This is a genomic window from Halodurantibacterium daqingense, from assembly GCF_042666235.1.
GTDB classification, from domain to species: domain Bacteria; phylum Pseudomonadota; class Alphaproteobacteria; order Rhodobacterales; family Rhodobacteraceae; genus Halodurantibacterium; species Halodurantibacterium daqingensis.
The window spans coordinates 139127-161474 of the sequence record NZ_JBHTFQ010000008.1 but is presented as its reverse complement, the minus strand read 5'-3'; the positions used below and the strand labels follow the sequence as shown (position 1 = coordinate 161474).

At 65.8% G+C, this 22348-nt stretch carries 22 protein-coding genes and 1 pseudogene; 9 read left to right on the top strand and 14 right to left on the bottom strand.

Features of this window, described 5'->3' with window-relative positions:
• Nucleotides 1-10: 10 nt before the first annotated feature.
• Entirely contained in the window at nt 11-847 is an 837-nt protein-coding gene (locus ACFQXB_RS15210; protein WP_377405549.1) for an ABC transporter permease, read from the bottom strand.
• The gene (locus ACFQXB_RS15205; protein WP_377405547.1) at nt 844-1767 is read right to left on the bottom strand and encodes an ABC transporter permease; all 924 of its coding nucleotides are present in this window, start codon (nt 1765-1767) and stop codon (nt 844-846) included. The genes ACFQXB_RS15210 and ACFQXB_RS15205 overlap by 4 nt, the downstream gene beginning before the upstream one ends.
• 105 nt (nt 1768-1872) lie before the next feature.
• Between ACFQXB_RS15205 and ACFQXB_RS15200 the strand changes: the two genes are divergently transcribed.
• On the top strand, nt 1873-2823 hold the full coding sequence (locus tag ACFQXB_RS15200) for a LysR substrate-binding domain-containing protein (protein WP_377405545.1): 951 nt from the start codon (nt 1873-1875) through the stop codon (nt 2821-2823).
• 170 nt (nt 2824-2993) lie between these two features.
• Here the strand turns inward: ACFQXB_RS15200 and ACFQXB_RS15195 are convergent, their stop codons facing one another.
• From ACFQXB_RS15195 to ACFQXB_RS15185, 3 genes are all read right to left on the bottom strand, one after another.
• Nucleotides 2994-3218, bottom strand: a complete 225-nt coding sequence (locus ACFQXB_RS15195) for an NAD(P)-dependent oxidoreductase (RefSeq protein ID WP_377405543.1) — start codon at nt 3216-3218, stop codon at nt 2994-2996.
• A gap of 274 nt (nt 3219-3492) precedes the next feature.
• Nucleotides 3493-4494 carry a ParB/RepB/Spo0J family partition protein gene (locus tag ACFQXB_RS15190; protein ID WP_377405541.1) on the bottom strand — a complete coding sequence of 334 codons (1002 nt, stop codon included), beginning with the start codon at nt 4492-4494 and terminating at the stop codon, nt 3493-3495.
• The gene (locus tag ACFQXB_RS15185; RefSeq protein ID WP_377405539.1) at nt 4491-5690 is read right to left on the bottom strand and encodes an AAA family ATPase; all 1200 of its coding nucleotides are present in this window, start codon (nt 5688-5690) and stop codon (nt 4491-4493) included. The genes ACFQXB_RS15190 and ACFQXB_RS15185 overlap by 4 nt, the downstream gene beginning before the upstream one ends.
• 600 nt (nt 5691-6290) lie before the next feature.
• On the opposite strand from ACFQXB_RS15185, the gene ACFQXB_RS15180 reads away from it, so the two are divergent.
• Nucleotides 6291-7307: a replication initiation protein gene (locus tag ACFQXB_RS15180; protein ID WP_377405537.1), complete on the top strand. Its 1017-nt coding sequence runs from the start codon at nt 6291-6293 to the stop codon at nt 7305-7307.
• A 430-nt stretch (nt 7308-7737) separates the two neighbouring features.
• Here ACFQXB_RS15180 and ACFQXB_RS15175 read toward each other — a convergent pair whose 3' ends face one another.
• Nucleotides 7738-8517 carry an IclR family transcriptional regulator gene (locus ACFQXB_RS15175; protein WP_377405706.1) on the bottom strand — a complete coding sequence of 260 codons (780 nt, stop codon included), beginning with the start codon at nt 8515-8517 and terminating at the stop codon, nt 7738-7740.
• A gap of 162 nt (nt 8518-8679) precedes the next feature.
• Between ACFQXB_RS15175 and ACFQXB_RS15170 the strand changes: the two genes are divergently transcribed.
• Nucleotides 8680-9957 carry an ArgE/DapE family deacylase gene (locus ACFQXB_RS15170; protein WP_377405535.1) on the top strand — a complete coding sequence of 426 codons (1278 nt, stop codon included), beginning with the start codon at nt 8680-8682 and terminating at the stop codon, nt 9955-9957.
• 289 nt (nt 9958-10246) lie between these two features.
• Nucleotides 10247-11356 carry an SLC13 family permease gene (locus tag ACFQXB_RS15165; protein ID WP_377405533.1) on the top strand — a complete coding sequence of 370 codons (1110 nt, stop codon included), beginning with the start codon at nt 10247-10249 and terminating at the stop codon, nt 11354-11356.
• Nucleotides 11357-11695: 339 nt separating this feature from the next.
• On the opposite strand, the pseudogene ACFQXB_RS15160 reads toward ACFQXB_RS15165, so the two are convergent.
• The 5 genes and pseudogenes from ACFQXB_RS15160 to ACFQXB_RS15140 form a co-directional block, all read right to left on the bottom strand.
• Nucleotides 11696-11881, bottom strand: a pseudogene (locus tag ACFQXB_RS15160) (DUF1330 domain-containing protein); the annotation flags it as partial.
• Nucleotides 11882-12114: 233 nt separating this feature from the next.
• Nucleotides 12115-12924: an ABC transporter permease gene (locus ACFQXB_RS15155; protein WP_377405531.1), complete on the bottom strand. Its 810-nt coding sequence runs from the start codon at nt 12922-12924 to the stop codon at nt 12115-12117.
• A complete protein-coding gene (locus ACFQXB_RS15150; protein WP_377405529.1) occupies nt 12924-13784 on the bottom strand; it encodes an ABC transporter permease in 861 nt (286 codons plus the stop codon). The genes ACFQXB_RS15155 and ACFQXB_RS15150 overlap by 1 nt, the downstream gene beginning before the upstream one ends.
• Entirely contained in the window at nt 13781-14860 is a 1080-nt protein-coding gene (locus tag ACFQXB_RS15145) for an ABC transporter ATP-binding protein (RefSeq protein WP_377405527.1), read from the bottom strand. Before ACFQXB_RS15145 ends, ACFQXB_RS15150 begins: the two co-directional genes overlap by 4 nt.
• A gap of 202 nt (nt 14861-15062) precedes the next feature.
• A complete protein-coding gene (locus ACFQXB_RS15140; protein ID WP_377405525.1) occupies nt 15063-16088 on the bottom strand; it encodes an ABC transporter substrate-binding protein in 1026 nt (341 codons plus the stop codon).
• A gap of 86 nt (nt 16089-16174) precedes the next feature.
• Between ACFQXB_RS15140 and ACFQXB_RS15135 the strand changes: the two genes are divergently transcribed.
• Both ACFQXB_RS15135 and ACFQXB_RS15130 read left to right on the top strand, forming a co-directional pair.
• Entirely contained in the window at nt 16175-16780 is a 606-nt protein-coding gene (locus ACFQXB_RS15135) for a helix-turn-helix domain-containing protein (RefSeq protein WP_377405523.1), read from the top strand.
• A 19-nt stretch (nt 16781-16799) separates the two neighbouring features.
• Nucleotides 16800-18098, top strand: a complete 1299-nt coding sequence (locus ACFQXB_RS15130) for an NAD(P)/FAD-dependent oxidoreductase (protein WP_377405522.1) — start codon at nt 16800-16802, stop codon at nt 18096-18098.
• Between the two features lie 419 nt (nt 18099-18517).
• On the opposite strand, the gene ACFQXB_RS15125 is transcribed toward ACFQXB_RS15130, so the two are convergent.
• A complete protein-coding gene (locus tag ACFQXB_RS15125; protein ID WP_377405520.1) occupies nt 18518-18766 on the bottom strand; it encodes a hypothetical protein in 249 nt (82 codons plus the stop codon).
• A gap of 248 nt (nt 18767-19014) precedes the next feature.
• On the opposite strand from ACFQXB_RS15125, the gene ACFQXB_RS15120 reads away from it, so the two are divergent.
• From ACFQXB_RS15120 to ACFQXB_RS15110, 3 genes are all read left to right on the top strand, one after another.
• Nucleotides 19015-19482 carry an AbiEi antitoxin N-terminal domain-containing protein gene (locus ACFQXB_RS15120; protein WP_377405518.1) on the top strand — a complete coding sequence of 156 codons (468 nt, stop codon included), beginning with the start codon at nt 19015-19017 and terminating at the stop codon, nt 19480-19482.
• A 115-nt stretch (nt 19483-19597) separates the two neighbouring features.
• Complete coding sequence (locus ACFQXB_RS15115; protein ID WP_377405516.1) at nt 19598-19816, top strand: hypothetical protein; 219 nt, start codon at nt 19598-19600, stop codon at nt 19814-19816.
• Nucleotides 19806-20087 (top strand): nucleotidyl transferase AbiEii/AbiGii toxin family protein, encoded by a 282-nt coding sequence (locus ACFQXB_RS15110; protein WP_377405514.1) that lies wholly within the window; start codon nt 19806-19808, stop codon nt 20085-20087. The genes ACFQXB_RS15115 and ACFQXB_RS15110 overlap by 11 nt, the downstream gene beginning before the upstream one ends.
• 81 nt (nt 20088-20168) lie before the next feature.
• Here ACFQXB_RS15110 and ACFQXB_RS15105 read toward each other — a convergent pair whose 3' ends face one another.
• Nucleotides 20169-21971, bottom strand: a complete 1803-nt coding sequence (locus tag ACFQXB_RS15105; RefSeq protein ID WP_377405512.1) for a glycoside hydrolase family 15 protein — start codon at nt 21969-21971, stop codon at nt 20169-20171.
• A complete protein-coding gene (locus tag ACFQXB_RS15100) occupies nt 21968-22345 on the bottom strand; it encodes a sensory rhodopsin transducer (RefSeq protein WP_377405511.1) in 378 nt (125 codons plus the stop codon). The genes ACFQXB_RS15105 and ACFQXB_RS15100 overlap by 4 nt, the downstream gene beginning before the upstream one ends.
• Nucleotides 22346-22348: the final 3 nt, after the last annotated feature.

Here is a 22348-nt window from a genome sequence, read left to right as displayed (position 1 = left end):
CCGGTTGGGTTCATGTGGTTCTTGTTTTCAGCATCGGGTCCAGCCGGTCGCGGAGCGCATCGCCCAGAAGCGACATCGACAGGGTGACAAGGAAGATGACGACCCCCGGCCAGACGGAAATCCACCAGGCGGTGGACAGGTAGTCGCGCCCGTCACCCAGGATCTGCCCAAGGCTCGTGTTCGGCGGCTGGATGCCCAGACCCAGGAACGACAGCGAGGTTTCCAGCAGGATGATCTGCGGGAATGTCAGCGTGACCTGCACGATCAGCGCCGAGGCGACATTGGGCAGGATGTGCCGGAAATAGAGCCGCCCCGGCCCCGCCCCCAGCGCCTCGACCGCGCGGGCATAGGGCTGCGACCGGGCCGACAGCACCACGCCCCGCGCCAGCCGCGCATAGGTTTCCCAGCCGAACATCCCCATCAGGATGACGAACAGCACCATCGAATTGCCAAAGAACGCCAGGAGCGTCAGCGCGATCAGGATGAAGGGCAGCGAGGCCTGGAAATCCACGACCATCATCAGCACTTCCTCGACCAGCCCGCGGAAATGGGCGGCGATAAACCCGACAAAGGTGCCAAAGACCGCGCCGATCAGCGTGCCCGCCAGCGCGACCGACAGCGACATCTGCAACCCCGCGACCAGCCGGGCGACCATGTCGCGGCCGATCCGGTCGGTGCCCAGCGGGAAGTCCGGATTGCCGCCCAGAAAGGCGGGGGGTTGCAGGCGCGCCAACAGCGCCTGATCGGTGACGGCATGGGGGGTAAAGACATTGCCCACCAGCGCCACGCCGACCGCCGCCGCGACGATGCCCCCGGCCAGGAGGGTGATGACGTTCGGCCGGCTCATTTCGCCCCCTCCCGGATGCGCGGGTCGAGAAGCCCGTAAAGAAGATCGACGATCAGGTTCGCCAGCACCATCGTCACCGCGATCACCAGCACCAGCCCCTGCACCACCGCCAGATCGCGCTGCGACACGGCCACGACCAGCAGTCGCCCGATCCCCGGCCAGCCAAAGACGGATTCGACCACGATCGCCCCCGCCACCAGCTGCCCGAGGTTCAGCCCGATCACCGTGACGATGGGAATGGCCGCGTTCGGCAGGGCATGGAACACCACCCGTTTCCAGAAGGGCACGCCCCGCGCCGCGGCGGCCCGCATATAGGGCCGTTCCAGCACCTCGAGCATCGCGGATCGCGTGAACCGCGCCAGCGTCCCGGCGGTAAAGGTCGCCAGCGTCACCGCCGGCATGATCAGGTGCCAGATCGTGCCGGTGCCCGAGGATGGCAGCACCTGCAGGTACAGCGAGAAAAGCAGGATCAGGAGGATGCCCAGAAAGAAGTTCGGCAGCGCAAAGCCGAAGACCGCGAAGATCATGATGATCCGGTCCGCCAGCCGCCCGCGCCGCAGGGCCGCCACGATCCCGGCGGGGATACCGATCACCGCCGCGATGGCAAAGGCCATCAGCCCCAGTTCCACCGTCGCGGGCAGCCGTTCCAGGATGATCGTCATCACCGGGCGGCTGTCGCGCAGCGAATTGCCGAACTGGCCCGTGGCCATCTGGCCCACATAGCTGATGTACTGGCTGAACAGCGACCGGTCGAGGCCCCAGAGCTGGCGGAAATATTCGACCTCGTCGGGCCGCGCATCCGCCCCCAGCAGTGCCACCACCGGATCGCCCGATGTGCGCAGCACGACAAAGGCGAATGTCACCACGAACCAGAGCGTGATCGCCGTGCGCAGGAATTTTATCAGCCAGAAACGTGCCATATACCTCGCATCCGGGACGGAAGTTGTCGGAGAGTCACAGAAACGAAACACGGCGATCTGTCGCGATCAATTCCCTAATGATGAATGGTTTGATACGTTTCCGATATGAATACGGGAATCGACCTGCGCCAGCTTCGCTATTTCGTCTGCCTTGCCGACGAGCTTCACTTCGGCCGTGCGGCCGAGCGGCTCGGCATCGCGCAGGCCCCGCTCAGCCAGCAGATAAGGGCGATGGAAGAACGGCTTGGCGTCACGCTCTTTCACCGCACGACGCGCCGGACCCGGCTGACGGCGGCGGGAAATACCCTGCTCCGGCACGCGCGCAGCCTGCTTGACGGGATGGACCGGGCGGTTGCCCATACCCGCGCGATGGCCGGCGAGACGACAGGCCGGATCACCGTCGCCGGGGTCAATATGGCGATGACCCATGTCATTCCGCCCATTCTTGCGGCGTTTCGCGAAAAGTGGCCGGCGGTGATCGTCGACATCATCCATCTCGGCACCTCGGAACAGCTGCGCGTGCTTGAGGCGGGCGATATCAACATCGCCTTCATCCGCCCCACCGAACGCGCCGCGCATATGCAGATCGAGACGCTGATGCGCGAGGGTTTCGTCGCCGCCATGCCGCGCAACCACCCGCTGACGGCCAAGGCCGAGGTGACGCTGCAGGATCTCGCGCAGGAACCGCTGATCGGTTATGCGCCGATCCTGGGGGCAAGCTATGCCGTGACGCTGAACGCCGAATTCCGCCGCGCGGGGCTGCATACGCGGATCGTGCAGGAATGCACCCATACCACCTCGGTCGCGGCGCATGTCGCCTCGGGGCTGGGGGTGGCGGTGATGCCGGCCTGGATCACCAATATCCGATCCCCCTATATCGCGTTCCGGCCGGTGCCCGAACTGCCCCGCTCGATCGAGCTTGTGGTGGCCTGGCCGGCGGGCGAGACCTCGGCCATCGTGCTCGACTTCATCGAGACGACGCGCCGCGTCGCGCCGGGCCTTGCCCGGGAACTGGGGCTGGAGCCGGCCCAAGGTCCGCGGCCCTCGCTGCCCTGAGGCACCGCCCCCCGAGCGCCGCCCCCCGGGCGCATCCATTCGCAAGGGGCGCCGCGTCGCAAGCGGGGCCCTGCGCCGCGATCCGCCCCGTTTGGCGCCGGCCCCCAAGCCTCTGAGGCCATCCGGACCCGCCGGACAGGCCGCTCGGCCCGCCCCTTCAGACAGGCCGCTCAGACCAGAATGTCGATGTCGCGCGGCGCGTGACCGTCATGGATCGCGCGCAGGTTGGCGATCATGCGCTCCACCGATGGCGCAAAACCATCGGCCGAAACCGCTGCGACATGCGGCGTCAGCACCACCCGGTCGAGCCCCAGAAGCGGGTTCGACGGCTGGATCGGCTCCATCGCGAAGACATCGAGGCCCGCAGCGCCGCGTCGCACAGCCGGGCGCCGCATGCGGCACCCCGGGTGCCGCGGATCATGTGCATGGCCTCGGGCGGCAGCAGGCGGAGGCGGTTGTGTCGCTCAGTTCAACCTGGGCGCCATATCAACGAGGGAGACGAGGCGCGATCCCTGACATCCGCGAACAGGCACGTCTGCCCCCCTGCCCCGTCTGCCCCCCTGATCCGCGAAAAAGGCCCGCCCCCGGCACGGGGCGGGCCCTTCTGAATTATCGGTCAAATAACTGTTTTAGCGTCATTTTTCCGGGTTCTTGCCAATTGGCAATTTCTCACTTCCGGGCCTCCCGCCGATGCTCGAGGAACAGGCGGAACGCGACCTCAAGTGCCGCGTCCGACAGGTTCTCACTGAATTCCAGCGTCACGCGGCCGTTCTTGCGGCGCATCGCGACGCCGCTTTCCTCGGGCACGCGGCGGAACAGGCGCTCGGGCGGGCGGGCCTTGCGCGGGCCGGCGGCGGCGGCCTTCAGCCGTGCCAGAACCTTGGCGGCGGGCACCGGAGCCCCCTGCCCTTCGCGCGCCGCGCGCTGTTCCGCGGCCAGTTCCCCCGCGGCCTCGATCAGTTGCGCGCGCTGCTGCGGGTCGCCCAGATAGGGGCGCAGCGTGCGGGCGTGAAGCTCCCGGATCTCGCGGATATCGGGATAGGCGGCGATGATCTCCTCGGGCAGCCGGGCAAGCTGAAGGTAGCGTGACAGCCAGCCCTCGGACACCTCCAGCCGCTCGGCCATCGCCTTCTGCCGCCCGCCGTAATAGGACTCGAGCGCCAGCGCATAATCGCGGGCACGCTCGAAATCCGAAATATCCTCGCGGTCGCGGTTTTCCAGATCGGCAAGGCGGAACGCCTCTTCGTCGGTCAGGTCGCGCACCTCGATCAGATAGCGGAACTGCGGATAGTTGTTCGCGCGCAGCCAGCTGATCGCGAAATGACGCCGGGCACCGCAGATCACCTCATACTCGGCCCCTGCCCCGGTTTGGCTTCCGGTCAGCCGGCGCACGATCGCCGGAAATTCCTGCTGCCCCTGCGCCTTGATCGAGGCGATCAGGTCGCCGCAGTTTTCCGCCGTCAGCAGGTCATAGGCGCGGTTGTGCCCGGCCCACATGACGCAGTGCGCCGGATCCACCCAGCGGAGCACCTTTTCCTCCCGCTCGCCCGTATCGGCGAGCGTCGAGGAGCGTTTGAGAAACCGCGCCCCGCCGCGATCCTCGGGCGCGGGTTCGGTGGCCGAGAAGTCCTTCAGCACATCCTCGAAAAGCGCGTCGTGACGTTTGCTCATAGCAGTCCCTCCTTGCGAAGCGCGCGGTGATGGCTCGGCCAGGTCTTGCGCGCCAAAAGCTCCACCTCGCGGCCCACGGCGTCCAGATAGGCGCGGCAGCGGCGATGCGTGTCGGTGCGCGTGGCCGGACCGGTGAGTTCATAGACCGTGCACAGGTTCGCGGTTGCATTGTCGATCTCGGCGCTGTCCTTGAGCGTCGCCTGAAGCATGTCCTGCGGAAAGACCGCGTCCATCATTCGCTTGATCGCCAGATGCGCCGATTTCTGATCGTTCATCTTTGTCGCAAGAACCTTAACAAAGCTGTAGCTGCGCGCACCCCCATGTTGCGCAAGCTCGGTCAGCGTCGCCTCCATCATCTTGAGGAAATGCGCGGTGGAGGCGAAATCGACATTGTTCGGCGGCGCCGGAATCAACAGCGCATTGGCCGCCCGCAGCACCGAAAGCGAGATCATCCCAAGCGCCGGCGGCGGGTCGAGCAGGATCACGTCGAACTGGTCGGCGATGCTTTCCACCCCATCGCGGAGCCGGTCGAGGATGAAGGTCGGTTCCCGCGCCATGCGCGCCGCGAATTCGTATTCGGCGTCATAGAGCCCCAGATTGGCCGGGATCAGCGCGATCCCCGGCCAATAGGTCGCCCGCAGCGCGTAATGGAGCGATTTCGGCCCGCCATGGCGCAGGAACGGGTAGAGCGTATCTTCATCCTCATCGACATCCACATCCGGGTTCATGCCGAAAATCGCGGTGGTCGAGGCCTGGCTGTCGCAATCGATCACGCAGACCCGATAGCCCCGCAGCGCGAAATACTGGGCCAAGTGGCTGACAACAGTGGATTTTCCCACACCGCCCTTGAAGTTCTGGACCGCGAGCACCAGCGGCGGATCGTCCGGCGCGCGATGGGGCAGGGTGCCAAACACCTCGCGCATCCGGTTGATCTGCGCGAGGGTGTAGCCGGTGCGGCGCTGGGTTTCCGCGTCCTTGTCGGGCTCGGGCAGGCGGCCATCGGCCTCGGCGTCGCGGATGGCCTTTTCGGTGCGCCCGACCATTTCCGAGGCCGTGCGGACGTTGAAGCGCAGGTCGAGCCGTTTCTGGGTGCCGGGGGCAAAGACGCGCTCTCGCAAGCGGTCGATGACGGTGCTGGCGCGTCGGGTGAGCTGGGCAAGCTCTTCCAACGAGACGGGGGGAAGAACGGGCGTCATGGGGCCTCTCTGATCGGGTCGCGCCAAGGATGCGGCAAACCGGCCCCGGCGTAAAGTTCGGAATTCCGGCAAGACAGGCGAAATAACCGGAAGTTGGGGGCAGGGGGCGCCAATTCCCGGAGTTGGGGGCGCCGGCGACGCCTCAACCCGCCCAATCGGTAAGGTTTCGAACCGAGGTTGCCACAGGATCATCCAAACTGTGGATAAAAGGAACTTCCTGATTCAGACTCTTCGGGATTCTAAGGTTCAGGAGTGAGATCCCGTTGATAAGAAAGACAGATTTCCGCGAAACCTTACGGATCGGGCGGTTTGGCCTACTTTGCGGGACGGGTGGCGTTACGAATCGGAAGGGCTGCGCTTACGGATGGGGCAGGGGGCTGAACTTACAGATCGGGTGTGGCGTGGGGCGGGCCTTGGAGCCCTGATTTTCCCCTTTATCCTAAGGGTGTTGCGAATCACCGGCGCACGGTTGATTCATCCAAGAATTACTTTTCGGGTGGATACCCCCTGGCTGCCCCGTCGCGGCGGGACAGCGGGCGACGGAAAGATTGAAATCTTACCCGCCTTGCGCTACAAAAGTAAGAAAAGCGGGGTAAGGTCATGGCAGAGAAATCCTATCGCACGGTCGATATCCGGCCGAACAGCGAAAGCATGATCAAGCCCGGCGAGCTTGTGGATCTGATCGAGGTGACGCCGCTTTCGCTCAGCGACCGGCGGATCTACAACCAGCTTCTGGAAAACGCCTGGGATGCGATCGACAAGCCGGTCAGCCATATCATCGCGAAATCGGCGCTGCGGGGGTCGCATAATTCCAACGACCGGGTGGGCGAAAGCCTTGAGCGGCTCATGTCCGCCATCGTCAAGGTCGCCGTGATCTGGGACGGAGAGCCCGCGGTGGAACGGGTGCAGCTGCTGGGCGGCAACATCGAGGCGAACCGCGCCGACGGGCTGGTCGAATACGAGATCCCCGCGCGGCTGCGGCGGATCATCGGCAATTCCACCGTCTTTGCGCGCTTGCAGCGCGAGGTGATGTTCGCGCTTTCGTCGAAATACGCGCTGACGCTGTATGAAATGGTGCAGAAGCGCGGCAACCTGCGCTGGCGCTCCTCCGAGAAGTTCTCGCTCGACGCGCTGCGGGGTGTTCTGGGGGTGCCGCGCGGCAAGCTGACCTCGTGGTCGAACCTCAAGCTGCGCGCGATCGATCCGGCCGTGGCCGAGGTCAACGCGCTGTCGGATTTCATGGTGGCGATCGACCCGATCAAGACCGGGCGCAGCGTGACCCATGTGGAACTGCGCTGGTGGCGCAAGGATGATGAGGCCGCGGGCGCCGCGGGACGGGCGTTGCAGTTTTCCAAGGTCGGGCGCAAGGTCCGGGCCGAGGAGCGGGCGCAGGCCGCCCCGACCGCGGTGCCCGCGCGCCCGGCATGGCTCGACGGGCGCGGCGCTGCGCTGCGGACCGAAACCTATGAGACAGCGCGGATGCGCCACCCCGGCTACGACATCTACTTTGTCGAGGCGGAATGGCGCGCCTGGGCCGCCGCCAAACCCGCCGCAACCGATCCGGACAAGGCCTATCTCGCGTTTTTCCGCAAATATGCCGAGGCCAATCCGATCTGAAGAATTGCCAATTGGCAAGAACCAGGAATTTTGGCGGAAAATCATGGTCTTGTGGGGGTTTTTAGCCGCGCCCGGGAGTGGGTGCGCCCAAGGGCAAGACGACCCCCCGCAGCGGTGCCTGCCGAGAAAGGCGCCCGTTCATCGGCGCCAGTGCCGCACGTTTCCCGCCCCGTCACGGGGCATGCAGGCCACAGCCACGGCAGAACCGCGCATCCCCGCCAGCGGCGCGGGAACGTTCGGCGTCCAGGACGATGCGTTGCGCGTGCCGTCAGGCAGCAGAGCATCGCAGAGACGGCGCCGTGACCTCCCGACAAGAGGGCAGGGGCCCCACCCGGCGCCGCTTCCAGACGGTTGACAGGTGCCAGGGGCGCCCTCCTCGGAAAGATGGGCACAGTCGGAGGGGCGGCTGAAAATGCCCGGCCTGGTGCGTTCAACCTGCATAGCCGGCAGACACTCCGGCGTCGAACCCCAGGCGTATGCCGATTGCCGCCGCCGTTTCGCGCGCGGCGGCAAGCACTGCAGCCGCGCGCCCGGGTTCGGTGAAGGCGCCAGATCCCGAGGTGACCGAGATCGCCCCGACGAAGGCGCCGCTGCGGTCCAGAATGGGAACGCCCAGCCCCGTCATGCCGACGTAATAGTCATCCGCGGCCAGTTCATATCCCTGCGCCCTGATCCGCGCGGCCGATTGTATCAGCGCCTCGGGGTCAGTTTCGGTGAATTGGGTATGATGCGGTTGCGGCCGGGCAAGCCAGTCGGCGCGCGCCTGGTCCGACATGTAGGCGAGGATGACGCGCGGACCGCCGGCCATGTTCAGCGGCACCACGGTTCCTGGCATCGACCACGGCACATCAAGAAACACCCCGTTGGCGCGGACGCGTTCGATGCAGAGCGCGCCCTCGGGGTCGGCAATCCAGAAGAAGCTGGTCATCCGCGTGCGTTCGGTGAGGCCCTGAAGGAAGGGCGCGGCCGTCTCGCGCAGATCGCGCGGACCAAGCACCGCCGGCTGCAGCTTGAGCACGCCGGTATCAAGGCCCCAGGTCCCGTCGGATTCGTCGCGCCGCACGAGACCCGAGACCGAAAGCGCCAGCAACAACCGACGCGCCGTGTTCTTGTCGAGCCCGGTTGCACGGGCGACCTCGCTCAGACTCAGCATCGGTCGTGTCATTGAAAAGCAACGCAGAATCGCGGCGATACGGGCCACCCCGCGCATTCCTGCGGGGTCGGGGACCGGCTCAATCTCGGGTTTGGCTGATGACATGGATGCGTTTGGTATCACTGAATGATACAGAAAGATCATTTATTGACACACAAAGATCAATAGGCTCTGCTGCTTCCAGTGCAAGAAGAACAACGCTTGATCAGGGGGACGACCATGACCGCTGAACTGCGCGACGCGATCCTGCGTGCCGTGGACGAAGGGTTCGACGAACAGATCGCCTATACCCGCAAGCTCGTTTCCTTCGCCTCTCAGCGGGGCGAGGAATTCGCGATCCAGGATTTCATCTACGAGGATTTCGCCGCGCGCGGCTTCAAGATGGACCGTTTCGACATGGATGAGGCGCAGCTGACAGCGCATGAGGGCGGCGCGCCCTTCTCGGACCAGCATTCCCGTGCGCCCATCGTCGTGGGAATCCACCACCCCCGGGAACAGAAGGGCCGCACCCTGATCCTGCAGCATCATCTTGATGTCGTCCCTGTCGGCCCCAAGGACATGTGGGAACAGGATCCCTATGGTGGCGCGATCGTGGGCGACCGGATGTATGGCCGCGGCGCGGGCGACATGAAGGCCGGTGCCGGCGCCAATGTCTTTGCGCTTGAGGCCCTGAAGCGGATCGGGCTGCAACCTGCGGCAACGGTCTATCTGCAATCGGTGGTGGAAGAGGAATCCACCGGCAACGGCGCGATGCAGACCTTTCTGCGCGGCTATACCGCCGACGCGGCCCTGATCCCCGAACCCGAGGACAACAAGTTGGTCCGCGCCTGCGGAGGCGTGCTCTGGTTCGAGGTCGAGGTGCGCGGCATTCCCGTCCATGTGCGCGAAATGGGCGAGGGCGCGAATGCGATCGACGCCGCCTATCGCGTGATCGGTGCCCTGCGCGAGATCGAGGCGAAGTGGAACGCCGAGAAAGGCCGGCATCGCGGCTTCGAGGATGAACCGAAGCCGATCAACATGAATGTCGGCATCATCGAAGGGGGCGACTGGGGGTCGTCGGTTCCGGCATGGTGCCGCTTTCAGGTGCGGATCTCGATCTATCCCGGCCAGAAGGCGCAGGACAAGCTGCGCGAGATCGAGGATCACATCGCAGGCTTTGCGCGCGGTGACCGGTTTCTTGCCCAGAATCCGCCCAAGGTCACGCAGAACGGCTTCAATGCCGAAGGCTATTACCTGGAACCGGGTTCGGATGCGGAAAATGCCCTGGCGCGCGCCCATGAGGCCGCCTTTGGTGCGCCGCTGCAAAGCCTTACCACGCCGGCCTATCTCGATGCGCGGGTCTATGCGCTTTACAACCAGATCCCGACGCTGTGCTACGGCCCGGTGTCGCGCAACATCCATGGCTTTGACGAATACGTCAGCCTTGAATCGCTTCGCAACTGCACCAAGGCCATGGCGCTTTTCATTGCCGACTGGTGCGGCACCGAACCCGTTTGAAGCTGTCTTGCCACCCCGCCCGGCGTCGGATGTAGCGGAAGGCCGCCGGGGACGGCTGCGCATGGCGTGCCGCTGCAGGTCATGCGCGCGTTAATTCAGGGCGATCCCCCTTGCGCGCGCCAGCCGGGCTGGCACGCCGGAATACGCGATCCCACCTGTTGCCCGCCGCGCGGGCGTGGCAATGTGCAGCGCGCCTGTGAAGGATGACCTCCGCCTTGAACTGCATGATTCCATTCGATGTCGCACCTTTGGCCGCGTCTGTGCCCCGGGCGATGCTTCGGTTGACGTGATGTCTGCCCGCCTGATCCTCATGGCCCGCCGGCTGCGCGACGAATGGTTGCTCGGGCTTCTTCTTGCCCTGTTTCCGGTCATGCTGTGGCAGGTGCCGACGGATCCCGCAGCAGTTGCGGCGCTGGTGGACTGGAAGACGATCGCCGCGCTTGCCGGGTTGCTGGTGCTCAGCCGGGGGCTGGAGACAAGCGGCCTGATCGAGCGTGCCGGCCGCGCCGTTATCGTGCGGTTGCGCAGCGAACGCAGGCTGGCGGTCGCGCTGGTGCTGGGCGCTGCGGTGCTTTCGGCGGTGGTGACCAACGATGTTGCCCTTTTCGTCACGGTTCCGCTGACGCTTGCGCTGTCGCGTCTGGTGGTGCTGCCGACGGGGCGGCTGGTGATCTTTCAGGCACTGGCGGTCAATGCCGGTTCGGCCGTGTCGCCGGTGGGCAATCCGCAGAACCTGTTCCTGTGGCAGCTCTCGGGCGTGGGGTTCGGAGAGTTCCTGTTGGCGATGCTGCCTTTGGCCGCGGCCATGATGGCGATCCTGCTGGCGCTGGTGCCGCTGGCCTTCGGCTCGCGCCCGATCGTCGCTGCGCGGCTCGCGCCAGGGCAGGCCCTGCAGCCGCGGCTGATGGCCGTGTCGCTGGTGGCCTATCCGCTGTTCCTGTTACTCGTGAACGCTGGTCTGGCGGTGCCGGCTGCCGGGGCTGTGATCGCGCTTTACCTGATCGCCTTCCGGACGGTGCTGCGCTGGGTGGACTGGCCGCTGTTGCTGGTTTTCATCCTGATGTTCGTGAACCTGGGGCTTCTGGGCCAACTGCCGGCGATTGCCGCGGCGGTGCCGAAGGCTCTGGCGCTCGGCGGGGGCTATGGTGTGGGTGCAGGCCTGTCGCAGGGAATGTCGAACGTGCCGGCGGCGGTCTTTCTTGCACCGTTCACCGAGGACTGGCGTGCCCTCGCCTGGGGGGTAAGCGTCGGCGGCTTCGGTCTGGCGATCGGATCGCTTGCCAATCTGATCGCGCTGCGCCTTGCGCGGGCGCCCGGGCTCTGGCGCGCGTTCCATCTCTGGTCACTGCCGATGTTCGCGCTCAGCTTTGTCGCGGGGATGATCCTGATCGGGCCGTAGGAAAGGCGAAACATCGGTTCCTGCAGGCAGAGGCCGACAGCGCGATGCAGCGGGGCCGTATCGGCTGGACAATGCGCCTGACGATGCCGAGATCGCGAGCGCGACCCGCGCTGTGCCGATGGGGCGCACCCGGCGCATCAGCAGGCGGCAAGCGCGCAACAAACGGACCGGGGAAGCCGATCACCCCCTTGGTTGCCTTGGGCAAGGCGGGATGTCCCCAGACTCGGGGCGTGGCTGCGTCTGGATGTCGTTCGGCGATCTTCGCGGCCCGGAGGGGCCGATGGCCGGCGCAGGGTCAACGTCAGTCAGAAGGGCGCGGTTCTGAAAGGCCCTCGACCATCACCACATGGGCGATGGCTGCGCCCAGTCTGCCGCGCCTGGCCTGCTGATAGGCGTCCGAGGCATAGCAGGCCTGGCGGCCGCGAGGCCGGGAAATTCTATCACGACATGGCGCGACAGCTCGGGGCCTTCCAGAACCTCTGCCGCACCGCCGCGCGCCAGAAACCTTGCCCCGTGCGCGGCAAAGGCGGCAGGGGCAAGCGCCTGATACCCGGCATAGGCCGCCGGATCCGTGACAGTGACATGCGAGGATTATCTGGACCTGAAATACGCCTGCCTGTCGGTCTGAACCGGGCGCCGTCCTGCCCGGCATGGCACTGTCTGGTGGCACAGAACCCGCCCGGCGCATGAAACCGCACGGCCAACCGGCGGTTAGCGCCAGCGGCAGGCGACGCGGGCGCCCCGCCCGGGCGGGCCTGTCAGCGGGTATTGCGGCTGGTGAAGGTGAGGATCAGCAGCAAGGCCAGCGACAACAGGATCAGGAGCGAGGAGATGGCCGCAATGGTCGGGTCGATCTCGTCCCGAAGGCCGGTGAACATGCGCCGGGTCAGGGTGGTGTTTTCGCCGCCCGAGATGAAAAGCGCGATCACCACCTCGTCCAGCGACGTGATGAAGGCAAAGAGCGCCCCCGCCACGATGGAGCCGCGGATCTGGGGCAGCGTCACGGTGCGGAAGGCGGTGAAGCGGCTGGCGCCCATGCTGCGGGCCGCGCGTTCCTGATTGAGGTCGTATTGCTGCAATCCCGACGACACCGTGACCACCACGAAGGGCATGGCGAGAATGGTATGGGCCAGCACCAGCCCGGTGATCGTGTTCACCATGTTGAGCTGGACATAGAGGTAGAAGATCCCCACCCCCAGGATGATGATCGGAATCACCAGCGGGCTGATCAGCGCCAGCGTGAACAGGCGCGCAAAGCGCACCCTGGAGACGTGGAGCCCGTAGGCCGCGGCGATGCCAAGGGGCGTGGCGAGCGCCGTGGTCATCAGCGCGACCTTGAAGGACACCCAGGTGGCGCGCATCCATTCGGGCGAGCGGAGGTAGCTTTCATACCAGCGCAACGAGAAACCCTCGGGCGGAAAGCGCAGGAACCGGCTGTCGGAGAAGGACATCGGGATCACGATGAAGACCGGCAGGATCAGGAAGGCCATCACGAGGGCGGCCAGGATGTAGAGCCAGAGCCGGCCGAGATGAGTGATCTGGGTTTCGGAAGCGGGGCGAAGCAGCATCAGCGACCTCCGAACAGACGCTCGATCCGCATGACACGGCCAAGCAGGGCAAAGATGGCGAAGGTGATGGCGAGAAGCACTACCCCAAGCGCCGAGGCCGCGCCCCAGTCGAAATAGAGGCCGGCGTTCTGCTGGATCTTCATCGAGACCATCATCACCCTTCCGCCACCAAGAAGGGCAGGGGTGACATAGAAGCCCAGCGACAGGATGAAGACCAGCAGGCTTCCCGCGATCACGCCCGGCATGGACAGTGGGAAGAACACCGTCCAGAAGGCCCGGACGGGGGATGCACCCATGTTGGCGGCGGCGCGCATGTAATTGGCATCAACCGAGCGCAGCGCGGCGTAAAGCGGCAGGATCATGAAAGGCAGCATGATGTGCAGCATGCCGATGACCGTGCCGGTGTAGTTGTGGACAAGGCGCAGCGGGGTCGAGATGATGCCGAGGTCCATCAGCGTCTGGTTTATCAGACCGCGGCGTTGCAACAGCACAAGCCAGGCGTAGGTGCGCACCAGAAGCGAGGTCCAGAACGGGATCAGCACGAAGATCATGCAGACACCGGCCCAGCGGGGGGAGAGCTGGCTCATCAGATAGGCCAGCGGATAGCCGAGCAGGAGCGCGAGCGCGGTGACCAGGATCGAGATCTCGAAGGTCAGCCAGAAGATGCGGAAATGGGTCGCGTCGGCAATGCGGCGATAGTGGATCAGGCTGAGTTCGCCACCGTCAATCAGCGAAAGCCAGAACAGCCAGCCGACGGGAATGAACACCAGCAGCGTCACCACGGCGAGGGCGGGAAACGAAAGACCGAGAATGGAGATCCTTTCCCGGCGTTCGTCGCGACGGAGAGCCTCGGCGTTCATGCGCCGCGCTCCGGCACGATGACGGTATCGTCGCGGTGCAGGGCAAGCGTGATGGGCGCGCCGGGTTCGGGCAGGCGGGCCATGATGTCGCGGCGGGTCGAGCGGCGCAGGCTGATGGTTGCACCGCCCTCCAGCACGATCTGGGCCAGAACGGTTTCGCCCTGATAGACCACCTGTTTCACATGACCGTTGAAAAGGTTGTGGTCGGCTTCCATTCCCGGCTGGTGGAACTCCATCTTCTCCGGTCGGACAACAAGATACTGGCCGCCGGGCGCCGCGTCGGATTTCAGCACGCTGTCGGCAAAGCGGTAGCCGGTGCCCGTTGCCTGGACGGGAAGCAGGCTGGATTCGCCGATGAAGTCGGCCACGAAGGCATTGGCGGGGCGTTCATAGATGTCGCGGGGCGCGCCGATCTGCGAGATCCTGCCGGCCTCGATCACCACGATACGGTCAGACATGGTCAGCGCCTCGCGCTGGTCATGGGTGACATAGACGGTGGTGATGCCGAGGGATTCGTGAAGGGCGCGGATCTCGATCTGCATCTGTTCGCGCAGGTTCTTGTCCAGCGCCGACAGGGGTTCGTCCATCAGCAGCACGCGGGGCTCGAACACGATGGCCCGGGCAAGGGCGATCCGCTGTTTCTGCCCGCCCGACAGTTCGTCCACCCCGCGATGGGCGAGATGCCCAAGCTGCACGAGATCAAGCGCGCGGGCGACCCGGCTTTCCGTTTCCGCGCGCGACACGCCGCGCAGGCGAAGCGGATAGGCGACATTGCCCTGCACGTTCATATGCGGGAAAAGCGCGTAGTTCTGGAAGACCATGCCGAAATCGCGCTTGTGCGGCGGGACGCGTGTCATGTCTTGGCCGCCGACAAGGACGCGACCGTCGGTGGGGCGGGTGAAGCCTGCAAGCACCATCAGGAGCGTGGTCTTGCCCGAGCCGGAGGGCCCGAGGAGCGTGAGGAACTCACCCGAGCCGATATCGAGGCTGACATCGGACAGCGCGTTGAAGCCGCTGTAGGATTTGGTGACGTTCTCGATGCTGATGGGCTGAGAGCGGGCCGAGATGGCGGTCATGGGGCCTCCGGGTTCTGGGGTAACTGGCGGCAGCGGCCGTCGTGCAGGTGGCCTTGCCGGTCCTCCGGGTCGGGTCCGGCGCTGGCGCCGCGGCGCGGACCAGCCATGCGGCCGGTGCGGCCTGATTGCCAAGGGTTCAGGCCGGCAAGGCCTATCCGGGATCGGCGCGGGTGCCGCCCGAAGCTGCCTGACCGGCCCAGGGTCACTGCGTGATGAAGGCGTCCCAGCGTTCCTGCACGGCCTGACGGTTTTCCGCCCAGTAATCGGCGTTCATGATCAGCTGGTTGGCAAGGTTCTCGGGCGCCGAGGGGCTGATGGCGGTCTGTTCGTCGGTGATGATGCCGAGATCGAAGGCCAGCGAGGTGGTCGGGCCGTAATTGATGTATTGCGGCATCTGCGCCTGTTGTTCGGGGGCAAGCATGATGGCCAGCGCCTGCATCGCCACGTCCTTGTTCGGCGCCCCGCGCGGAATGGCAAGACAGTCAAGCTGCGCGATGCCCTGATTGTAGGTATAGTCGGCGGCGATCCCGTCCGCGACCACGGCATCAAGCCGGCCGTTCCAGATGGCGATCATGTCCACTTCCCCATCCGCGATGAGCTGCGCCGACTGGGCGCCCGAGGTCCACCAGACGTCGATATGGGGCTGGATCTCGGCCATCTTCGCGAAGGCCCGGTCGAGATCGAGCGGATAGATTTCATCAACCGGAACGCCGTCGGCCAGAAGCGCGATCTCGAGCGTGCCGACCGGGTTGTTGCGCAGCGACCGTGCGCCGGGGAAGTTTTCGACATCCCAGAAGTCGGCCCAGCTTTGCGGGGGATTGTCGCCGAACAGGTCGGTGTCGAAGGCGAGAACGGTGGAGAAATAGATGATGCCGGCCCAGGCGTCGGAATAGGCGGCCTCCTCGAACCCTTCGACCGAGATCTGGGAATAATCCAGCGGCTCAAGGATCCCTTCGGCCTGCGCGGCGGCGCAGTCGGCAAGGCCAAGATCGACGATATCCCAGGTGACGGCGCCGGCGAGAACCTGCGCGCGAACCTCTGCGATCCCGGTCAGGGTGTCTTCAAGGATGGTGATGTTCAGCGCCTCGGCGGCCGGGTCCAGCAGGGCCTTGCGCTGCGCCTCCTGAAAGGCGCCGCCGAACGAGGTGAATGTGATCGTATCCTGTGCCGAGGCGCTTGTGGCGAAAAGCGTCAGGGCCGTAGTGGCAACGAGCTTTGTCCGTGTCATGACGAACCTCCTGTTGGATTTCATTTTAGTTGAAACTTTTTTGTTATTATTTCAATCTCAGCAAAGATAGATCAGGTTGTCAACAAATGCTTCCAGCGAAAGTCCCCCCCGAGATGGCCCCTGCCCAGGCACCGGGCGACGAGATCGGCCCGCGCCTGCGATCCAGGCGAAAGGTGCGCAACCTGTCGCTGCGGGAGGTGGCCGAGCGTGCAGAGGTGTCGATCGGGCTGCTGAGCCAGATCGAGCGCGGGCTGAGCATGCCGTCGGTGCGATCACTTGGCGCGATCTGCCGCGCGCTGGAAATGCCGGTGGGCTGGCTGTTCGACGGGCCCACCGAAGCCGGGCCGCGCGAACCCCTTGTCGTGCGCCGGCACCAGCGGCGGGTTCTGGATCTGGGCAGCAAGGGCATGGTCAAGGAGCTGATGACGCCGGACGAATGCCCCGACATCCAGATGATGCGCCTGGTGGTGCGTCCCGGCGGCACAACGGGGGATGTGCCCTACAACCATCCGGTCGGCGCGAAATGCGGCACGGTTCTGTCGGGGATTCTGATGCTGGAAGTGGATGGGGTCGAACACCGGCTGGAGGCGGGGGATTCCTTTGCCTTCGAGGCGGTGCGGATGATCCGGTTCTGGTGCGGAGGGTCCGAGGATGCGGTGGTGATCTGGGTGGTCACGCCGGCGGTTTACTGATCCTGCAGGGAGTTTCGGAATGATTGTCAACGAGATCGCGCCGATCGCCAATTCGCTTTGGTCGGCGACTGCCAATGCCACGCCGCCCTGTCCGCCGCTGCGCGGAGAGGAGGAGACGGATGTCGCGATAGTCGGCGCGGGGTTCACCGGGTTGTCCGCCGCGCTGCACCTGGCAGAGGCCGGCGTGGCGGCCACGGTGCTCGAGGCGGAAACGCCCGGCTGGGGCGCATCGGGACGCAACGGAGGGCAGGTGAACCCCGGGCTGAAAGAGGATCCCGACGCCATCGAAGCGCGGTTCGGGCCGGACATCGGCGCGCGGATGGTGACCCTGGCCGGTGGTGCGGGGGATCTGGTGTTTTCGCTGATCCGCCGGCACGGCATCGACTGCGCGGGGGTTCAGGCAGGCTGGATCCAGCCTGTGCATGACGCAGCGGCGCTTCGGGTGGTTCAGGCGCGGGTGGACCAATGGGCCCGCCGCGGCGCGCCGCTGCGGATGTTGTCGCGGCAGGAAACCGCCGAAATGCTGGGCACAGACGCCTATATCGGCGGCATGATCGATCCGCGCGGGGGCAATCTGCATCCGCTGAACTATGCGCTCGGGCTGGCAGAGGCGGCCCTGGCCGCGGGGGCGGTGCTGCATGGACAAAGCCGGGCGCTACGGCTGGAACGGACCGGCGCGGGCTTCGTGCTGCACACGGCCGAGGGTCGGTTGCGGGCGCGGCGCGTCTTGCTTTGCACGAACGGCTATACCGATGACCTGATGCCGCCCTTGCGGCGGACGGTGGTGCCGGTGCGGTCGGTTCAGGTGGCGACGGCGCCACTGTCGGACAACATGCGCCGCTCGATCCTGCCGGGCGGGCATTCGGCCTCCGACAGCCGGCGATTGCTGCTTTACTTCCGGCTGGATCCGGAGGGGCGGTTCGTGATGGGCGGACGGGGGGCTTACGATGCGCGCGGGACACTGCGGCAGATGCAGGCGCTGCGCGAGGTCTCGGAAGAGCTTTATCCGCAGTTGAACGGCGTCGAATGGTCCTATGCCTGGGGCGGATATGTGGCAATGACGGCGGATCATTATCCCCATCTGCACCGGATGGCGCCGGGCGTGATGGCGGGCCTGGGCTATAACGGGCGCGGCGTCGCGATGGCAACGGCAATGGGCAAGGTGCTGGCCGACTGGGCGCGGGGCGTGCCCGAAGAGGCGCTGGATTTTCCGGTGACGGAACCCCGGCCCATCCCGCTCCATTTCCTGCGGAAGCCGGCCGTCCGGGCAACTGTCGCCTGGTATCGGTTGCGGGACAGGCTGGCGGCGCCGCGCTGAAGGTTCCCCCGCGGTTCGCGGGCGGGGGCGGAGGGGGGAAGCCGTCATTCCTCCGGCGCGATGTTCCGGGGCCAGCGGTTGGCTGCACATATGCGGTCCGGGTGGCGCGATTGCCACGCCGTGCGGTGGCGCAACCTGGTCGAAGTGCGGGCGGGGGGGCGACATGGTCGCCTTGCTCCGCGGCCGGCCTTTCCGGTACCGCGCTGTCGCGCCAAACTGCTGCCGCAGCAGCCTTGGCCGGCGGATGTCCCCGTAGCCGTGGACGGTGAGGCAGCAGGACCGGCGGGCAAGATCCCCCGCAGCGCACCTGGAGGTGGGGGCGGATGTTCTGCGGCAGTCGGCGACCGCCCCTGCCACCCTGGCGGCAAAGGCCACCCCGCCCCCAAGACAGGCATGTCGCCGGTCGCCCAGCCCGTCGATCACCACAACGTCGCCGGGCCGCACCACCGACATCGCGTGATGCAGCAGGTCGAATCCGTGGCCGGAATCGCGACCGTCACCGCCGTGCCGGTCGGAATGCCCGAAACGGGGGCAATGGGGCGCAGGCGGCGATCGACGAAACCGCGGTGGCGGAAATGACCGATCGTGGCGATCTCGACCTCGGCAAAGCCCTGCCGCAGGCCCGCGTCCACCTGCGGGGGCACCGCGCCGATCTGGTATTTCTTCATGGGAGGCGGCAGTCCGCAGAACCAAGGCCCGGTCCCGGCAGCACGCCGGGAGGTGCCCGCATCGACCTTCGGCAACCACCGCGGGTCTGCGGCCGTCTCTCAACCCGCGCCGTCAGGTCTCCCGCTTCCTGGGGCTGCTCTCCAAGCTCCCTGCACATATTGATCTTGGAGCGTCCGTAACGCTGAAGCCTCACCTCCTTCGGGAAAACCTGCACCCGTCTCCTTGAAGATCTGTCGCTTCAGGCATCGTGGACACCGCAAGGTCACAAGATCTGAAGAAACTGCTCGATGCCGTGCCCGGCGGGTATCTGGGCGATGCCGCGTGGCTCGTGCCCGAAGGCATCGTCCATGAGAGCTTCCGTGACTATGTGAAACGCGGCTTGCGGAGCCGCATCACCCGAGGCGTATTCCGCAGCCCACTCCCCAACACCCCGACATCGAACAGCATCGACTGGAAGACCTGCATTCTTTCCACGCAGCACATCATGGGTCACCCGCATGTGGGCGGCACCACGGCGCTTGGCGAACAGGGCACGCGCGTTACCTGCGCCTCGGCGCACGTGCTCCTGTCCGGGGTCGATGGGCAGTACCCCGAACCGGCTGGTGAAACTGCCGACGGATGCCCCAAAAAGAACCCGCCCCCGATCCTTGTTTCCCTCCCCGAAACAGGGCGTGACCGAGGGCAGAACGACCGACCAGCCTGGATTGGGGTCTGACAATGGCGACGCCAGGGCGCGCTCTTCTGAAAGCCATGGACGAGTTGCCCGCCCATGAGAGTTTCCATACGCTCGACATGGCCTTCGTGGGCCTGACAACCTGCGCCCGAAACTGATGGCCGACCTCCTGCAGGCCTGCCGGAAGATCAAGGTCACGCGCCTGTTCTTCATTTTGCCGACCGCCACGACCATCCCTGGCGCAAACGGATCGTCCCGCAGGCATTCAAGCTCGGCCGCGGCGACTAGGCCCGGTTCAGGGCGGCAAGATCCACCCGCGCTATCGGATCATGGTGCCGGACGATTTCGTGACCCCAGGGCCGACAGTGACGCATGAGACCCATGAAGCCCAGGTCGCGCTGCCGGTTCGCGTTCTGCCCCATGTCGCGGGCGAAAACAAAGGCGGGACGGCCATCGATCCTTTCAGCCTGGTGCGGTTGACTGTCGATATCGACCTGACATACCTGCCGATACAGGAACAGGCCGAGAGCCTGGACGCGATCAACACTGCGAGGGATCGCATCGCGGCTTTTACCGAGACCGCCACCCCGGAAAGACATCAACAGGGCGCCCATCGCCGCTTCAGAAACCGAAAGGCGCCCGGATAGCCAGATCACCTCGTTTCTCCCCGGCTGCCGCTGCCTGCACACGGGCCAGGCGGAGCCTGCGTCGCGCCGCGGGCAGGGCGCTCAGCCTTTCGCGGCTGCGGTCTGATCGCCTGGGTGGTTGCCGAGGTTCAGGGCGGTGTCGATCAGGCTGAAATGCGAAAACGCCTGCGGGAAGTTGCCGACAAGCCTGCCTTCCTTCCAGTCATATTGTTCCGAGAGCAGGCCTAGGTCGTTGCGCAGGGACAGAAGCCGCGCGAACAGCGCCCGGGCTTCGTCATGACGGCCCTGAAGGATCATGTTGTCGGCCAGCCAGAAACTGCAGGCAAGAAAGGCCCCTTCGTCCCCTGGCAGGCCGTCCACGGCCTCGTCGGGATCATAGCGCAGCACAAGGCCATCGCGGGTCAGGTCGCGTTCGATGGCGGCGACGGTCGAGCGCATGCGCGGATCATTGGCGGGCAGGAACCCGAACAGCGGGATCAGAAGGGTGGACGCGTCAAGCGCGGTGGTGCCATAGGCCTGCACGAAGGCGCCCCGGTCGCTGTCGAAGCCGCGCGTGAGAATTTCCTCGCGGATCTCGTTGCGCAGACCCTCCCAGCGGGCGATGGGGCCTTCCAGTCCGAAACGACGGGCCGAGGCGACTGCCCGGTCGAAGGCGACCCAGGACATCAGCTTGCCATGCACGAAGTGCCGCCGCTCGCTGCGGACTTCCCAGATCCCCTCGTCGGGCTGGCGCCAGATCTCCTCCAGATGGGACAGCAGCGCGTTCTGCAGGCCCGCGCTTGCCTCATGCATCTCCAGCCCGTGGCAGCGTGCCTGGTGCAGCGTGTCGATGACGCTGCCGAAGATATCCACCTGCAACTGCGCATAGGCGGCATTGCCGATCCGCACGGGCGAGGAGCCGCGATAGCCCGGAAGCCAGTGCGCCTCGATCTCTTCGCAGCGATGCGTGCCGTCTATGCCGTATAGCGGTTGCGCCTGATGTGCCGCCCCCGCCACCGCCCGCAGCAGCCAGTCGCACCAGTGTTCCGCCTCGGTCCGGTAGCCGGCGCTGACAAGGGAATGAAGCGTGAAGGTCGCATCGCGCAGCCAGCAGAAGCGGTAATCCCAGTTGCGGCTGCCGCCGATCTCTTCGGGAAGCGAGGTGGTGGTTGCGGCGATGATCCCGCCGGTGGGACGGTAGGTCATGGATTTCGTGGTGATGAGCGAGCGCAGCACCGCCTCGCGCCAGGGGCCGTCATAGGTGCAGCGGCTGGCCCAGTCGGTCCAGTAGGCCTCGGTTTCCGTCAGCGCGCGTTCGGCGTCGCAGATCCTGGGCGGCGGCAGATGCGAGGCCTCATGCGCAAGAACGAAGCCCAGCGTCTGGCCCTGCGCGATGCTGAACCGGGCGGTGATCGTGCCGTCGCTCGCCTTCACCGGGACCGGCGCCTCCAGCACCACGGCATGGGGGCCGGCCACCGCCCGCAGCCGGTTGCCACCCTCCAGCGGGCTGATCCAGGGCACCAGCCGGCCATAATCGAAGCGCAGCGCAAGCTCCATCGTCATCGGCACCTGTCCGCGCAGGCCGGTCACGATGCGCACGAGGTCCGACACCTCCTGGTCGCCGCGCAAGGGCATGAAGTCGGTCAGGCGGACAGCCCCGCTTGCGGTTTCGAACTCGGTCTCCAGGATCAGCGTGTCGCCCCGGTAGCGGCGGGCCGAGCGGGTGACGGCGCCCTCGGGGGCAAGGCACCAGCGGCCGTTGCGCGCGCTGCCCAGAAGTGCCGCAAAGCAGGCGCCGGAATCGAAGCGCGGCCAGCACAGCCAGTCGATCGACCCGTCACGCCCCACCAGCGCCGCGGTTTCGCAATCGCCGATCAGGCCATAATCTGCGATTTCAAGGCTCATGTGCCCTCTGCCGGAAAGGCCATCGTGGACAGAAGCGCCACATTGGGATGACGGCTGTCCAGCCGCGTATGCTGGACGACCACGGGCAGGTCGGACCGGATGACCGAGGCGTAATCCGTATCGCGCGGGACCGGCGCCGGATCAGCCAGATCGTTGAACCGCAGATGCAGCGTGCGCCGCGCGGGAACCGTGACGGCATAGGGGCCGACCGGTTCGCGATCGGCAAAGTAGAGCATGATTGCAAGCTGCGCGTCGCTGTCGTTCGCATTCAGGATGCAGGCCGTTTCGTGCGAGAGGAAGGCCGGATCGTCGTTCAGGCTCTGGCCAGGGATCATGCCCTCGGGGATCACCCATGTCTTCTGTCCGATGGTCATGGC